Annotated in this window: 20 protein-coding genes; 8 read left to right on the top strand and 12 right to left on the bottom strand. The window is 64.3% G+C overall.

The annotated features are described in order from the left end of the window. Positions 1-7 precede the first annotated feature (7 nt). The 11 genes from MOE34_RS01040 to MOE34_RS01085 form a co-directional block, all read right to left on the bottom strand. Positions 8-952 (bottom strand): hypothetical protein, encoded by a 945-nt coding sequence (locus MOE34_RS01040; RefSeq protein ID WP_242220002.1) that lies wholly within the window; start codon positions 950-952, stop codon positions 8-10. A gap of 53 nt (positions 953-1,005) precedes the next feature. Then, on the bottom strand, positions 1,006-1,887 hold the full coding sequence (locus MOE34_RS01045) for a hypothetical protein (protein WP_242220004.1): 882 nt from the start codon (positions 1,885-1,887) through the stop codon (positions 1,006-1,008). Continuing rightward, positions 1,884-2,090, bottom strand: coding sequence for a hypothetical protein (locus MOE34_RS01050; RefSeq protein WP_242220006.1), 207 nt, complete (start codon positions 2,088-2,090; stop codon positions 1,884-1,886). Before MOE34_RS01050 ends, MOE34_RS01045 begins: the two co-directional genes overlap by 4 nt. After that, positions 2,080-2,463, bottom strand: a complete 384-nt coding sequence (locus MOE34_RS01055; protein WP_242220008.1) for a hypothetical protein — start codon at positions 2,461-2,463, stop codon at positions 2,080-2,082. The genes MOE34_RS01050 and MOE34_RS01055 overlap by 11 nt, the downstream gene beginning before the upstream one ends. Continuing rightward, positions 2,460-2,792 carry a terminase gpP N-terminus-related DNA-binding protein gene (locus tag MOE34_RS01060; RefSeq protein ID WP_242220009.1) on the bottom strand — a complete coding sequence of 111 codons (333 nt, stop codon included), beginning with the start codon at positions 2,790-2,792 and terminating at the stop codon, positions 2,460-2,462. The genes MOE34_RS01055 and MOE34_RS01060 overlap by 4 nt, the downstream gene beginning before the upstream one ends. Continuing rightward, positions 2,792-2,998 carry a hypothetical protein gene (locus MOE34_RS01065; RefSeq protein ID WP_242220012.1) on the bottom strand — a complete coding sequence of 69 codons (207 nt, stop codon included), beginning with the start codon at positions 2,996-2,998 and terminating at the stop codon, positions 2,792-2,794. The genes MOE34_RS01060 and MOE34_RS01065 overlap by 1 nt, the downstream gene beginning before the upstream one ends. 66 nt (positions 2,999-3,064) lie before the next feature. Beyond that, a complete protein-coding gene (locus MOE34_RS01070; RefSeq protein ID WP_242220014.1) occupies positions 3,065-4,033 on the bottom strand; it encodes a DUF2303 family protein in 969 nt (322 codons plus the stop codon). Between the two features lie 32 nt (positions 4,034-4,065). Further along, a complete protein-coding gene (locus MOE34_RS01075; protein WP_242220016.1) occupies positions 4,066-4,428 on the bottom strand; it encodes a hypothetical protein in 363 nt (120 codons plus the stop codon). Positions 4,429-4,451: 23 nt separating this feature from the next. Further along, positions 4,452-4,595, bottom strand: coding sequence for a hypothetical protein (locus tag MOE34_RS01080; RefSeq protein ID WP_242220018.1), 144 nt, complete (start codon positions 4,593-4,595; stop codon positions 4,452-4,454). A gap of 2 nt (positions 4,596-4,597) precedes the next feature. Continuing rightward, positions 4,598-4,723 carry a hypothetical protein gene (locus MOE34_RS25400; protein ID WP_277955657.1) on the bottom strand — a complete coding sequence of 42 codons (126 nt, stop codon included), beginning with the start codon at positions 4,721-4,723 and terminating at the stop codon, positions 4,598-4,600. A 4-nt stretch (positions 4,724-4,727) separates the two neighbouring features. Continuing rightward, the gene (locus tag MOE34_RS01085) at positions 4,728-4,928 is read right to left on the bottom strand and encodes a hypothetical protein (RefSeq protein ID WP_242220021.1); all 201 of its coding nucleotides are present in this window, start codon (positions 4,926-4,928) and stop codon (positions 4,728-4,730) included. 253 nt (positions 4,929-5,181) lie between these two features. On the opposite strand from MOE34_RS01085, the gene MOE34_RS01090 reads away from it, so the two are divergent. Further along, entirely contained in the window at positions 5,182-6,000 is an 819-nt protein-coding gene (locus tag MOE34_RS01090; RefSeq protein ID WP_242220022.1) for a hypothetical protein, read from the top strand. 6 nt (positions 6,001-6,006) lie between these two features. On the opposite strand, the gene MOE34_RS01095 is transcribed toward MOE34_RS01090, so the two are convergent. Continuing rightward, positions 6,007-6,687 carry a S24 family peptidase gene (locus MOE34_RS01095; RefSeq protein WP_242220024.1) on the bottom strand — a complete coding sequence of 227 codons (681 nt, stop codon included), beginning with the start codon at positions 6,685-6,687 and terminating at the stop codon, positions 6,007-6,009. Positions 6,688-7,250: 563 nt separating this feature from the next. Between MOE34_RS01095 and MOE34_RS01100 the strand changes: the two genes are divergently transcribed. From MOE34_RS01100 to nusG, 7 genes are read left to right on the top strand one after another with little or no spacing between them, the layout of a single operon-like run. After that, positions 7,251-7,715 carry a phage regulatory CII family protein gene (locus MOE34_RS01100; protein WP_242220026.1) on the top strand — a complete coding sequence of 155 codons (465 nt, stop codon included), beginning with the start codon at positions 7,251-7,253 and terminating at the stop codon, positions 7,713-7,715. Beyond that, positions 7,715-7,960, top strand: a complete 246-nt coding sequence (locus MOE34_RS01105; protein ID WP_242220028.1) for a hypothetical protein — start codon at positions 7,715-7,717, stop codon at positions 7,958-7,960. The genes MOE34_RS01100 and MOE34_RS01105 overlap by 1 nt, the downstream gene beginning before the upstream one ends. After that, positions 7,960-9,294, top strand: a complete 1,335-nt coding sequence (locus MOE34_RS01110; protein ID WP_242220030.1) for an SAM-dependent methyltransferase — start codon at positions 7,960-7,962, stop codon at positions 9,292-9,294. Before MOE34_RS01105 ends, MOE34_RS01110 begins: the two co-directional genes overlap by 1 nt. Beyond that, entirely contained in the window at positions 9,291-9,968 is a 678-nt protein-coding gene (locus tag MOE34_RS01115) for a hypothetical protein (protein WP_242220032.1), read from the top strand. The genes MOE34_RS01110 and MOE34_RS01115 overlap by 4 nt, the downstream gene beginning before the upstream one ends. Positions 9,969-10,005: 37 nt before the next feature. Next, complete coding sequence (locus MOE34_RS01120; RefSeq protein WP_242224195.1) at positions 10,006-11,901, top strand: DNA cytosine methyltransferase; 1,896 nt, start codon at positions 10,006-10,008, stop codon at positions 11,899-11,901. After that, a complete protein-coding gene (locus MOE34_RS01125; protein ID WP_242220035.1) occupies positions 11,898-13,124 on the top strand; it encodes a helix-turn-helix domain-containing protein in 1,227 nt (408 codons plus the stop codon). Before MOE34_RS01120 ends, MOE34_RS01125 begins: the two co-directional genes overlap by 4 nt. Continuing rightward, a complete protein-coding gene (gene nusG / locus MOE34_RS01130; RefSeq protein WP_242220036.1) occupies positions 13,108-13,749 on the top strand; it encodes a transcription termination/antitermination protein NusG in 642 nt (213 codons plus the stop codon). Before MOE34_RS01125 ends, nusG begins: the two co-directional genes overlap by 17 nt. Positions 13,750-13,856: the final 107 nt, after the last annotated feature.

The following is a 13,856-nucleotide window of genomic DNA, read 5'->3' on the forward strand; positions in this document are numbered from 1 at the left end:
ATTTGCGCTATCGCGCAAATCCGGCAGGGTTCAGGTGGTCGCAGGCGGCGCGGACGCCGAGGCTGCCGAGCGAAAGGCCGGGCCAGTAGTCGAGGTACGCGCAGCGCGAACCCGCGCTCGAGCCGTCGAGCCAGGAGCCGCCGAAAAAGGACGGGCGCGGATCGTCAGGGTGTTCGTCGGTGCCTCGCTGCCACATGGTCCCGGTCGCATCGATAACGCCGCGGCGGCTGACGAAGCGGGCACCGCCATCCTCCATGCTTGCGGTCTTCACCGGGTCCTTGCTCCGCGAGCAGCGCTCCTTGACACCGTAGGCGCCGGCGAAGGCCTCTTCCGCGCCGATCAGGCGCTTACCGTGGTGCGCGCAGATCTCGACGGCCGTCGCGTGGTCGAGCTTCGCATATCTGCCCTTGCCGTCCAGGCGCTCGGGCAGGTCGCGTCCATCGGCGATGGTCGCGCCGCAGCGACTTGTGCCCTGCAAGTGATCGGCCGCGAGGAGATAGATATCCTCCCAGAAAAGGCGACCCTGACCGATCTCGACCAGCGTCATGCCGCGCGGGTCCGGGCACGCCGGGCGGAAGCCGATATCCCATGAGGAATAGGGATTGATGGAGGGGGTACCGTCGCCGCCCTCGGTTCCTTCCGCGCAGCCGCTGGGGGCAAAATGGAACCCGGCGACGAAGCCGTTGGCGAGGGGATTGGCCGGCGCCAGTACCGTGGCGAAAGGCTTTCCGTTCTCATGGATGCCGACGCCATAATCGTAGCCAGGCACGAGCGCCCCGGCGACGCCGAGCGGCGTATCCGTGTCGAAGCCGTAGGTGCCGCCATCGATCCGGATCACGGTTCCCGCACGAATGCCAACTGCTTCCTTGCCGGAAACGTAGAGGATCGGCGCCGCAAGGTCGGCGCGCTCGATGATGATGTCATGCTGCTTGACTGCGGCGGCTGCCGTCATGGTCGTAATCCTTTGCTGTAGGGAGGGTGCGCCCGCGCTTTCGCGCGCGCGGATCAGGTGGCCAGGTGGTCGCAGGCGGCGCGGACGCCGAGGCCGCCGCCCGAAACGTCGGGCCAGACGTCGAGGTCCGCGCAGCGCGAACCCGCGAGCGAGCCGAAGAGCCAGGAGCCGCCGAAAATGGACGGGCGCGGGTCGTCGGGATCGCCGTCGGTGATCCAGCCCCAGACGTTGCCCGTGGCCTGCATGCTGCCGGTGGCGCTGGTGCGGGCGGCGTCGAGGCCGGTCATCTTCGGATGCCCGTCGGCGGAACTGCGCTCCGTGACGCCGTAGGCGCTGGCACGGGCCTCGTCATAGGTCGACAGGCGCTTGCCGTATTTCGCAAGGATCTCGACCGCGTCGTGATAGTTCAGGCGGTCGAGCGTTTCGCCGGTGGCGATGGTCGCGCCGCAGCGGCTCGTGCCGTAACGTTCGTGTTCGGTGCCAAGCCAGTAGATGTCATCCCAGAAGAGATGCGCGCCCCCGACCTGTACCAGCTTCATGCCGCGTGGATCCGGGCAGGCCGGGCGGAAGCCGATATCCCAGAGCGAGCAGGGATTGATGGCCGGCGTCGCGTCGCCGCCGGAGCGGGCCGAGGCGTTGCCGCCCGGTGCGAAATGAAAGCCGCCGATGCAGCCGGCGTCGATGGGGTTCTCCGGGCCAAGCAGGGAGGCGAAGGGCCGGCCTTCATCGAGGCGCACACCGTAATCCTCGCCTGGGATAAGATCGGGGACGGCAATCTCGGTGTCGCCAGGGAAGGTGAAGGCGCCGGCGTCGCCGTTGATCAGGGTGCCGGCGCGAATGGCGAGCGAAGCGCCGGAGGAAAGGAAAATCGTGGCGGATGCGTTGGCGCGCTGGATGCCGAGAGCGGGCGACTTGATGGATGCGTTCACGTTCATGGCGCTTCTCCGTTGGTGGGGTGGTTTCGGGTTGGCTCCGCGGCGTTGCTGCGCACGAGCTTGATTTTTCTGACAAAGCTTCCGGGCCGTTTCTTCCGGGCGTCGCGCTCGGCGATGAGGCTGTTGGCAGCCGAGATGTCGAGGCATGTCCCATCATGGAAGTGGACACGGAAGGTCGGCTTGGGCGCGCGATCAGTCTGCATGGGCGACTACCGCAGCGATCGTGACGAACCCGGCGCCATTGCAGCGGGCGCAAAGGGGCCAGTCCCGACTGGAGAGCGCGCCATGGGCGCGACCGGTTCCATGGCAGGACTTGCACTTGACGGCGCGGAGGACGGTTGCGATCCCGCGCGCCTCGGGCAACCTTGCTGCGTCGACCCGCAACTGCGCGCCGTTGAAGATGTGCAGCATGCCACGATAGGCGCTGCCTTCGCCGGTCGCCTCGACGACGAACCGCTCGGCGCCGGCGCTGGTCTTGAAGGCCGCGACGATGGTGCCCGGGAATTCATAGTCGCCACCGACCTTGCGGACGGGGGTGCCGACCGGCAGGCGGGAGGTATCGTATCCCTCGGTCATCGTCCGGCCTCCGCCATCATGTTGCGCTGAATGGTCGTGCCGGGAAGTGTGACGGGGCGAAGGTCGAAGCTGCCGGACTTGCGGACGAAGCGTCGCCAGACGACGATATGCCCCCGCGCCTGCGCCTGGTGCTCGATATCCAGGTCGCGCTTCCAGCGGTCGCGGCGGGGCGAGACGTAGCGGTAGATATCGCCTTCTGTCTCGCCGATCTCGGCGGCGATCTCCGCCATGCTTGCGCCGGCCAGGTAGCGCTTGCGGATGATCCCCGCCGTCCTGGCTTCGATCCGGCCGGAAAGGGGCGGCCTGCCCGTGCTGATGGCGAAGGACATCACAGCGCCTCCCGCGGCAGGAGCGAAGGATGGAGGACGCCCATGCCCTGCGCCGGGTCACGTTCCGGCATGTCGGCGAAGAAGGCGTGGCCGGCCTCGGCGGCGGCCAGCTCGACAAGCTGCTCGACCGGACGGTCATAGAGTTCCGCGGCGGCGCGCAGGCGCACGGCGGTTGCGGCATCGAGCATGACGGTGATCTTGTTCATGGCAATGTCTCGGCGATGGTGTGGATGAAGGGCGGCCGCAGCCGCCCCGTTGCGGATCGGCGGACGTCAGGCCGTCATTTCCGGCGCGCCCTGGTAGGCGGGCAGGTCCGTCTCGCGGGCGGCGCGCTCCATGTCGCGCATCACCTGCTCGGTCACGTAGACGTCCGGGCGGTAAAGCTGGAAGATCCACGTCACCTGCCCTTCACGGACGCGGTAGCGCAGGCGGACCGGCAGGCGGATCGCCTCGCCCATGAAGAAGGGCGGAAGCTGGATGATGAAGAGCGAGGGCACGACGAGCTTGTCGCCCTTCATGTCGCGATGCTCCTCGGCCCAGGTGATTTCGCCCTCGCCGCTCTGAAGCGTGACGCTGTTGGCGACACGCGTCGAGGCGTGCACCTTCAGGCCGATGGAAAGCAGCTTCAGCTCGTTCGGATAGGCGACCTTGCCGCCGAGCTTCTCTTCCCAGTAGGAGACCTCTTCCTCGTGCGGCGCGGCCAGTTCGCTGATGTGATCCTCGATGAACTCGGCGAACGCCGCCTGGTTCATCGGCTCCTTGTCCTTGCCGACCCAGGCCTTCCATTCCTCCGACAGCGGGAACTTGTACTCGATGCGGTGCTGGCCGAACCGGGCTTCTCCGACCGTGACCGGGATTTTGTCCTTGGTCCCGCCTGCTGAGTCGATTTCGTAGGTATTGTGAGGCTGGTGATAGTCGACGACCGCCGTGAGGCACGGCTGCCGCCAGTCGGTGTTCGCGAAGATCGCGGAATTGCCGAGCATGTGGCGCTTCGTCAGTTCGATGAAGCTTTCCAGCGTGGTCACCCTGGCCGTGCCGGCCTTGCGCTCCGGCGCACTGCGCCAGTTGTCGAAATGAGACTTCAGGTCGATAGCGCGGCCGGCGTTCGGGTCGAGAAGGACGGGAACGGATGTCGGGATGCCGTGCATCCCGGACGGCGCGGAAATCGTGGTGACGGCGAAGCCCTGCTTGCGGGCGAGGTCCGCGACGGCGGTAATGGCGGTTTCGGTGAGATGGTCCATGGAAAACGGTCTCCGTTAGGCGGGAAGCGGGGTCAGGAAGGGCGGGTGAAGGGCGTGCGGCCGTGGTCGATTTCCCGAGGGCCGCCGATCATGTCGAGCTGCTGCGGATGCTCGGTGGAGATGCTGCCGTCGTCGGTCAGGAAGTAGACCGTCGAACGGCGCGGCAGCTTGGGCATCTTGACCGGGGGAATTTCGGCATTGAACTCGATCATGTCGCCGGCGGCGGTGAGCTTGAGTTCCAGCTTGACCGTGGCCGAGAACTTGCGGCTCGGCTGGGCGGCGACGAGGTCGGCCAGCGCGCGCTGCGTTTCCTGCAATGTGGCGGAAAGCTCCTCGTTGAGCTTGCCGCTTTCCAGCATGCCGAACAGCGTCTTGGCATCGCGGATGATTTTCATGGGTGCACTCCTGTAGGGCGGAATCAGACGCCGAAGGCGAGGAAGGCGGAGGCAAGGGCAAGGACGATCCATCCGCCTGCCAGCGCGAGGGCAAAGCCGGTGCGGCAGGGGCGAGCGACGGAACGATCCGGCGTGACGGGAACGTGATCGCGGGGCGGCTGGCGCATCGTCATACCCCCAGCCGGAGCGCCAGGACGGCGAGGATCGCGATGCTGACGACCAGCGTCACCTCGGCGATGCGGTCGACGATGCGCAGGGCGAGACGACGCGGCGGGGGGATGACGACCTCTTTCATGGCGTCACGCCGCGCGGGCAGCGACGCGGGCGCGGCGCTGGATCACGGCCTTCTCGTTGGCGTGCGCCCGGGCGCGCTCCGAGAGGCGGTCGATCTCGTCCTGGGTGAAATGCATGGCGAGCTGGTCGCGGGTGCATCCCTCGCCGTAGCGCAGCATGGCGTCCGCCATGTCGTTGATCAGGGTGGTGTCGGATTTCTGGTGCATTGCCGTCTCCGTTTCAGGGGTGATCCGGAGTGGCGGGCCGCTGAGGCCTGAGGAGGAGAGGGGGTTAAGCCTGCGGCCCGCCGTTCCGGGGAACAGCCAAAAGCTAATGCGTAATATAATACGCTGTCAACCGAAAAATACGTACGTAATTACGCAGAATCGTTTTAAGCGAAAACATGGAAGAATAACAGGCTGTTGACTTTAATCGTGCGAGTTGCAGACTGTAGAACCAAAGCCAAAAATGGAGCGAGGGATGAGGCTGCTTGGTGGGGCGTTGTTGGCTCTTGTTGTTTTTGCGTCGCCCGCCGCAGCGGGCTTTAATAGCTGGACCTCGGAATCGACGCCCGACCCCTTTACGGGCGGCGTAAAGGTTGAGGTCAACTACTCAAGCTCTCTACGCTCAGGCATCTTCATTTTGTGTGATTCTGCCGACCATGGGCTTGAGGTTAGGGCGATTGCTGGCTGGGACTATGTCGCCGATCTAGATAAGCTAGACGCGGAGGGGAAAATTGCAGTCGACGGCAAGGTAATCCTGGATGTGAAGGGAAAGCCTGGCGCGTACGGAAACAACGTTGCCGGCGTGAGTTTTGTGCTTAAACTAGATGAAGCTCGAACTCTGGTGGATGCGTTAGCGGGCGCTCAATCTCAAGTCGCGATCAAGGACGGCATCAGCGCCGAACCACACCTTATGGGCGCGCGCGGAAGTACGAAATCCGCCTCATCGCTTCAGAAGTGCTTGTCAGCGCAGTTGCAGCGCGGCGGAACTGATTCAGCCAAAGAAGGCGGGAGCGACAGTGGCGAATCTCCAGGTGCGGGCGAAGGAAGGCGCATGGCTATGTTTGTGCTCTCCGCTTTCGCAACAGAGCAAAGATGCAAAAACTATAAGTTAAGGTCGGAGAATCTCCCAAAGGATGAACCCTCAGCAGAGGTTAAGGCTGAATTCCAGAGAATCCTTAAGGCCGAAAAAGAGCAGGTTGCAAATTCACTTGCTAAGTTTAGCTGCCATGCGTCCGCCGCCGAGGTAATGAAGTACACCGATCTCTCGTACGATGACGTTTGGTCTGTTCAATAGAGTCGATCACACGCCGAAAAGTTCGTTGGTTGTCAAGATTTTATGCATAGCATGAATCGATTCGCGAGGAATTGATATCTGAGCCTGCGGATTATGCTTATCAAGAATAATGCTTGTTTCGGAACGTTTGGCCAGTAGTCCAATAGTAGACTCATAGGAGCCGTCGATCTGTTTGCACTGGACAACGACCGGATCCCCAAAACGTGGCGGCTTGTGCGGTGTTACATAGATAAGTTCGCCCGGCCAGTACTGCGGTATCATTGAAACGCCCTCAACGAAAAGCGCATAGATATCCTTCGCAAGGAAGAGCGCGGGCGGTCGTCTAACATAATCCACGGGGTCAGGCGTGATCTGAAACGATCCGCCATTGTGCGAGGCTGCGGCCGTTCCCAGCACGGGTATGTCGAGCGGAAGAGATTGGCGGGGCGGTAACGTTGGTGGCGTCTTTTGTGAGCTATTATACTCAACAAGCTCTTGTAGGCTCTGGACACCCATAAGCCACTCCGGCGTTGTTTCTAGTGCCGCGGCAATCTTATTGATGGTGTCTATCCGAGGATTTTTTGTGGTCCCGTCCAATATCTTCCGCAAGGTCTCCTTAGCGCCCGTAGCCTCGATTGAGACACGTTGCGCGGCTTTGCCTGTTTCTTTCAGGCGCTGATTAATCCGAGAAATCAACATATTGCTCATTATGCGTATTGTATGACGCATTCCCTTGCTTTGGTAGGATATTAAATTACGTTGACATGGCGTATTAAATTACGCATTCATTCGGGATGACCCTCCGAGAGAACCTCATTTTGACCGCGACCACGTATTGCTCGATCACGGGCATGTCCAAGGCACGCCTGTCGACGATCATATTCTCAGGTGGTCGGCGCTTGCTGATGATCGAAGCTGGCGGTGATATTGGGACTGAGCGATTTGAGCGAGCTATGCGGTGGCTCTCGGATAATTGGCCAGAAGGTAAGGCGTGGCCCGAGGGTGTCGCCCGGCCGCGGCCTCGTGTTCATGAGGCCGCCGAATGACGCATCTCTCCCTCTCCTCCCTGTGCGTGGCTTCCGGCCGATTGGATGACGGCCGCGCGGCGCGCGCCACCTGGTGCCGGCGCTTTCGTTTCGCTCCGGCACCTTTTTTCTTTCCTCCCGCATGTGGCCCTCCCTGATCTGACGGGCCGACACTAGGCGCGGCGGGTTCGCGCCTCACTGAATCCTTTCCTGAATTTGTTTCCTTGCATTTCGCGGGGTGTTTTCGTGCGCCTTATCTCTGCCGAACTGGTTTCCATGCTCAAGGGGGCGACCGACGCCTGCTTCCGCCTCGGCGGCGGCGTCACCTCCCTTGCCCTCCTCACCCGCGTCGGTGTCTCGACGCTGTCCAAATATGCCAGCAACGGGCACGAGCACGCGGACCTGCTCGTGCCCGTCGATGTCGCCATCGAGGCGGACATGCGCGCCGGCTCGCCGGTGATCGTGTCCGAAATGGCGCGGCAGCTCGGGTTCCGGCTGGAGCCGCTGGAGCGGCGCGTCGCCATCGCCGAGACTCTGTCCGAAGCCGATGTGCTGAAGATCATGGACAAGGCGGCGGATGTCTGGCGCATGGCGCGGGAGGCCTTCGCCGACGGCCGGCTCGACGCGCTGGAGCGGCGCGATCTCGGCCAGCAGCTGCGCCGCGTCATCCGCGCCTGCGAATGCGTGCTCTCCCGGCTGGAGGGCGTGTGATGCGGGAAGCCCTGAAAAAATCGCCCGTCATTGGCGGGTCACTTTCCCCCGCCGCCCGCGCCATGGTGCGCCGCGCCTGGACAAGCCCGGACAAGACGACCTTCCTGCAGCGAGCGTCGGACGAGCGTGCGGCGGAGGAAGCCGTTTCCGCCCGCTATCTCGCGCCGCTGTCCGGCCATGACGACATCTGGCGCATCACCGCGCGGGGAGAGGCCTATATGGCGGCCCTGATGAGGGCGCACTGATGGACGCGCCGAAGCTCTCTCCCGAACAGACCGCCATCGTCGACCTGGCGCTGGAGGAGGGATCGTATCGATCCACCGCGGAACGGGACCGCAAGCGATGCCGCACCCTGAACGCCAAGGGGCTGCTGCGGCGCGACCCGAAGGACGGCGACCTGTGGTATCCGAGCGAGACCGCCTCCAGCCTCTTCGGCAAGGTCGTCTCCGCCGATGCGGCCGTTCCCGCCACTGTCGGACGGGCCGGCACCCCGCAGATCGCCACCATGATCCAGTCGGCGCTCAGCCTCTTCGACGAGGGCGATATCGAGCGGGCGCGCATCATCGCGGATGGGGCCTACGACCTCTCCCAGGCGGAGGCGCGCTTCGCCGCGAAATACGAGGCGACCCGCCATCTCGTGCCGAAGCTGCGCCAGATGCAGGGCGATGCCCTGTTCGTGGAAACGCAATGCAAGATCGAGGTGGCGAAGGCCTACGATGCGGCGCAGGCCGCCGGTCAGGCCGCCACGCGCGGCCGCCCGAAAAATGTTCCAGACGGGAACATTTTCACGGCCGACGAAGCCGGGCTTTCCCGCAAGGAAATCCACGAGGCCCGAAAGCTCGCCGCAGCGGAGGCCGAATCGCCCGGCATCGCGCGCCGTGCCATCGATGCGCGCATTGCGCAGGGCCTCGCTCCGACCCGGGCGAGCCTGCGGCATGCCATCGGCACGCGCAGCGCGACGAAGGAAGAGCGAGGCGACAATCTCTACCAGACGCCACCGGAGGCCATGCATGCGCTGCTGGCGCTGGAGGACTTCTCGCCGACCGTGTGGGAGCCGGCCTGCGGGCGGGGCGCGATCAGCGGCATGCTGGAGGCGGCGGGCTACGCCGTCGTGCTCTCCGATGTTGTCGACTATGCAACGGCGGACGCAAGCGGCGAGTTGCAGGCGGTCATCGATTTCCGCGAGACGAAGCGCGGCGACGGAGAGTGCCACGACATCGTGACGAACCCGCCCTACGGCGAGGTGATGAACGCCTTCATCGCCCATGCGCTGCGGGTGCACAAGCCGCGGAAGATGGCGCTGCTGCTCAACTCCAACGCCTATTTCGGGTTCGAGGATCCGGATCGCGTCTTCATCATGGAGACCTGCCCGCCCGCCCGGCGCTACGCCTTCTCGCGCCGCCTGCCGATGATGCACCGGGACGGCTGGGATGGGCCAAAGGCCTCCTCGCAGATGAATACCGAATGGTTCGTCTGGGAGCGCCAGGCGGATGGTGGCTATGGCGACACGACCGTCAGCCGCCGCGTCGACTGGGCGAACTACATGCCGAGGGCCGCGCCGGAAAGCGAGGCGACATGAGCATCGGGCGGACTTTTCCGGAGGCGGTCATCTCCGTCGGCGATGCCTCCGCGCGCGTCAAGGCGATGCGCATCACCTGCGCCGAATGCGGGGCCGTCGCCTATTTCCCGCACCAGACGGGCAAGGCGCGCAAGCCGCCGGTCGCGGCGCAGCAGAATTTCCAGAACAAGGGCTGGGTGGTGGGGAGCGGTCCGCGCAAGGACTTCTGCCCCATCCATGCGCAGCCCGCCGCAAGAAAGGGCCATGGCATGAAAGAGAAGAGCTTCGCGGCGGCGGCAACGGCCGAGCCGCCGCCGACCTCGACGGTCGAGGACCGGCGCCTGATCAACATGAAGCTGGCGGAGGTCTATGCCGAGGGCGGATACGCCTCTCCGTGGACCGACCAGCGTGTCGCGGACGATCTCGGCGTCCCGCGCGCGTGGGTGACGGAAATCCGCGAAGGGTTCTATGGGCCGGAAGGCTCCAATCCGCTCTTCGACCAGTTCCTCGCCGAAAGCGCGGCGCTCCAGCACATGCAGGGCGAGATCGTCGAGGCGCGCAAGGGGGTGCTGGATTTTATCCGCAAGGCCAATGACGAGGCGGCGAAGGTCCGCATGCGCTGCGACGAGTTCGACAGCAAGGTCCGTGAGGTGCAGGCGCTTGCCAAGCGCGTGGAGCGGGAGATCGGCCGATGAGCAGCCTCGTACCGATCATAGAGGAGCTGGGTGCGTGATGTTCCGGGAAACGCTTTTCGCTTCCTCCGTCGCCGCGCCGCCCCGTTCCGCGCGTCCGCTTATCGTCGACAGCTTCGCCGGGGGCGGCGGCGCTTCGACCGGGATAGAAATGGCCCTCGGCCGCTCGCCCGATATCGCCATCAACCATAACCCGGCGGCGCTGGCGCTGCATGCGGCGAACCATCCCGATACCCTGCATCTGTCGGAGAATATCTACCGGGTCGACCCGCTCGACCATGTTGCCGGCCGGCATGTCGGCCTCGCGCATTTCTCACCGGACTGCAAGCACTTCTCCAAGGCGAAGGGCGGCAAGCCCGTCGAGCGCAATATCCGCGATCTCGCCTGGATCATCGTGCTGTGGGCGGAGCGGGCGAAACCCGACGTCATCACCATGGAGAATGTCGAGGAATGGAAGGACTGGGGTCCGCTCGTCGAGACGGATCGCGGCCTGATGCCGGATCCGGAGCGCCGCGGCGAGACCTTCAAGGAATGGCTGAAGGCCATGCGGAAGCACGGCTATCGCCGGATCGAATGGCGCGAGCTTCGGGCCTGCGATTACGGCGCGCCCACCATCCGTAAGCGCCTGTTCCTCGTCGCAAGGCGCGACGGCAAGCCGATCGTGTGGCCGGAGCCGACACATGGCGCGCCAGGCGATGCCGATGTTGCCGCCGGCAGGAAGCTGCCATGGCGCACGGCGGCGGAATGCATCGACTGGTCGCTGCCGTGCCCGTCGATCTTCGATACCGCCGCGGAGATATGGGAAAAATACAAGCTTCGCGCAGTCCGGCCGTTGGCTGCCGCCAGCATGGCGCGTGTCGCCCGTGGAACGGGTCGTTACGCGGTTCGCGTCAAGCATGCCGTGATCGTGCCCTCGGTCGTGCGCTTCAATACGGGAGCTACCGGCCAGGATGTGCGCGAGCCGTTGTCCACGATCACGGCAGACAGCTACATCAAACGGCCCGGCGGATGCGCTCCGCTCGGGATCATTGCGCCTCACCTGATGACAATGCGGAATGCGGGAAAGCCGTTCAATGGGGCGGACGAGCCTGCACATACGATCACAGCCGGCGGCGCAGGTCTCACTGTTGTCGTTCCGACGCTCGTTGGTTGCGGCGGCAGGTCGGGACAGTCCCGTCCGCGCACCGGGGACGAGCCGATGGCGACAATCACGGCAAAGGCGGACACCTGCGTCGCGGCGGTCTTTCTGGCCCAGCATAATAACGATTCGCGCCGCGATGGGGGCGTGAACCCTGGGAGGTCGGCGAACGAGCCGATGTCTACCGTAACCCAGAGCGGCAGCCATCAGGGTGTTGTCTCCGCCTTCGTCGCTCGCCAGTTTGGCGCGAGCGTCGGCCATGGCGCCGATGAACCATCAGCGACGGTCACCGCCGGCGTCAACAAGTCGCAACTCGTGGCCCCCTTCCTGCACGCCTATTATGGGAGCGATCAGGATACCCCTGAAACAGAGCCGTTCCATACCGTCACGACGAAGCCCCGCTTCAGCCATGTTGAATGCGAACTTGCGATCCCTCCCTTCACCGAGGACATGGCGCCTCGGGCACGGGAGGTCGCGGATTTCCTGCGCTCACACGGCGTCTGGGATGAGCGCGAATTCGTCACGATGGAGGTCGACGGGCTGACCCTCGTCATGACGGACATCGGTATGCGCATGCTGACGCCGCGCGAGCTTTACAACGCGCAAGGGTTCCCGCCTGACTACGTGATCGACGGCGGATGGCAGGTCGACGAGGCAACCGGTGACCCGGTCTGGATCGGCTTCCCGAAATCCGTACAGGTCTCCTGCGTCGGCAACAGCGTCTCGCCGCCGGTGATGGCCGCGCTGGTCGCGGCGAATTGCCCGGACCTTGCCGCATGGCGGGAGGCGGCGGAATGAGCCATGACGCAACCAATTGGGCGATCAAGCAGCGCGGCATAAAACCGGCGCTGAAGGTGGTGCTATGGAACCTCTGCGACCGCTATCATCCGGACAACGGATGCTTCCCCAGTCAGGACACGCTGGCCGCCGATTGCGAGGTGCCGCGCTCGACCCTCAACGTCTACCTGAAGGAGCTGGAGGACGCCGGCCTGATCGCCCGCGAGCAGCGCCGCGAGCGTGGTTCGAACAGGCAGGAGCGGACGCGCTACCGGTTCCCCTTCGAGCCTGATTTCCCAGAGAAAACCACACCAAATCCGAGTCCAGAATCTGGACACGGGGCCGAGTCCAGAAATGACGTCGAGCCGAGTCCAGAAAATGGCGAAAGCCGAGTCCAGAATCTGGACAGTAACCCTGTAAGGGAACCAGTAAAGGAAACCGGTAAGGGGAGAGAGGGCGAGCGCGAGGCGCGGGAAGGGGTGCAGGAGCCGTGTGGCGATGCGGTCGTGGAAACGCCGGCCTCGGTCGAGCGGGCCTTCCGCCGATGGTTCCCGACCTGGCCGAGCTATGTCAGTGACAGCGAGGACGCCGCCCGCAAGGTTTGGTTCGATCTCTGTGCTGCCGACCGGGCAAGCGCTATCGACCGGATGGGCGATTATCTCGAAGCGGTGAAGGGAAGCGGCCGCAAGATCATCTGCTCGGCAGCCGTCTACCTGCGGGAGCGCCGCTGGGAAAAACTGCCGGCCAGGGCTGCCGTCGAACAAACCGCAGGTCCGGAAGGGCCTTTCGGCAAGGCTTGGGGAGCGAAGCGGCTCTGCGAACTGATGCAGCCGCACCGCCCGCTTCCGGCCCTGCCCGGGTTCATCGAGCGGATGATCCTCGACGGCAAGCTCGACAGGGCCAGCGAAGAGCGTTCGCGCCTCGCAAAGTTCGGATGGCCGGTCGTGACCGACATGCACGAGCGGGCGGCGAGTTGCCGCGGCGTGCTGGTGTCCCAATCGATCAAGGCGCTCGGGGCCGGGTTTGTGCCCGTGAAGGTGGGGAGCGAGATGTGGGAGGCGTGGCGCCGCCTGCACGAGCGCCGGAGCTGGCCATGGCTGCCAGACACGGGCCGCCAGCAGTTCGTGTATTTCCCGCCGCCGCCGGATGGCGTGGGCGGGAGCGTGGATGATGCCGTGGCCATGGCCATGGCGGAATTCGAGGCGTTGGCGAGGGGGATGAGAGGCGATGAACATGCAGCATAGGGATTTCACCGGCAGCCTGATCGGCGATGGTGGTCATGTCCGCTTTGGCGAGCGCATGAAGGCCATCCGGCAGGACCACCTCCACCGCTTCGCCACCGGTGGTGCGCCGGATGATTCGCCCTGGTTCGTGCTTTGCGTCTTGCCAGGGCGTGAAAAGGCTGTGGAAAAACACCTTGCAGAGGCGGGCGTTGAGGTTTTTGTTCCGATGCGTATGGGGCCTGAACGTCGCCGTCATCATCGTGTCCTGCCCGCTAAGGCGGAGACGATCTTCACCGGTTATGTCTTCGTCCGCTGCTCGCGATCCGTTGAGGCCTTTACTGCTTTCCTCGGCGTCGAGCATGTCGAGGGCTTCGTCGGCGGCTTTGAGAATCCGTATCCCGTAGATGCGGATTGCATTGAGGAATTTCGGCGGAAGGCCGATGCCGGCGCGTATGACTATGAGCGGCCGGCAAGCCTCTTCCGGCGTGGTGCGAAGGTGGTGATTGCCGAAGGGCCGTTCGTCGGGTTCGGTGGCGAAATCCTGTCTGTCGGCTCCAAGGCGCGCGGCGATGCGGTGGTGGAGCTGATGCTGTTCGGCCGTCCGCGCGCCATCATCGTGCCGCTTGCAATCCTCGCTCCTCCGTGACTATCGTCTGTCCACGGTTGATCCGGTTCTTAGTGACCTTCGCTCTCGCGCCCGGACCCCGCTCTGACCTTCTCCCTTGTGAGAGACCGATTCAGGGCCAGTGCGAC

Source organism: Shinella zoogloeoides, from assembly GCF_022682305.1.
Classification (GTDB): Bacteria; Pseudomonadota; Alphaproteobacteria; order Rhizobiales; family Rhizobiaceae; genus Shinella; species Shinella zoogloeoides_B.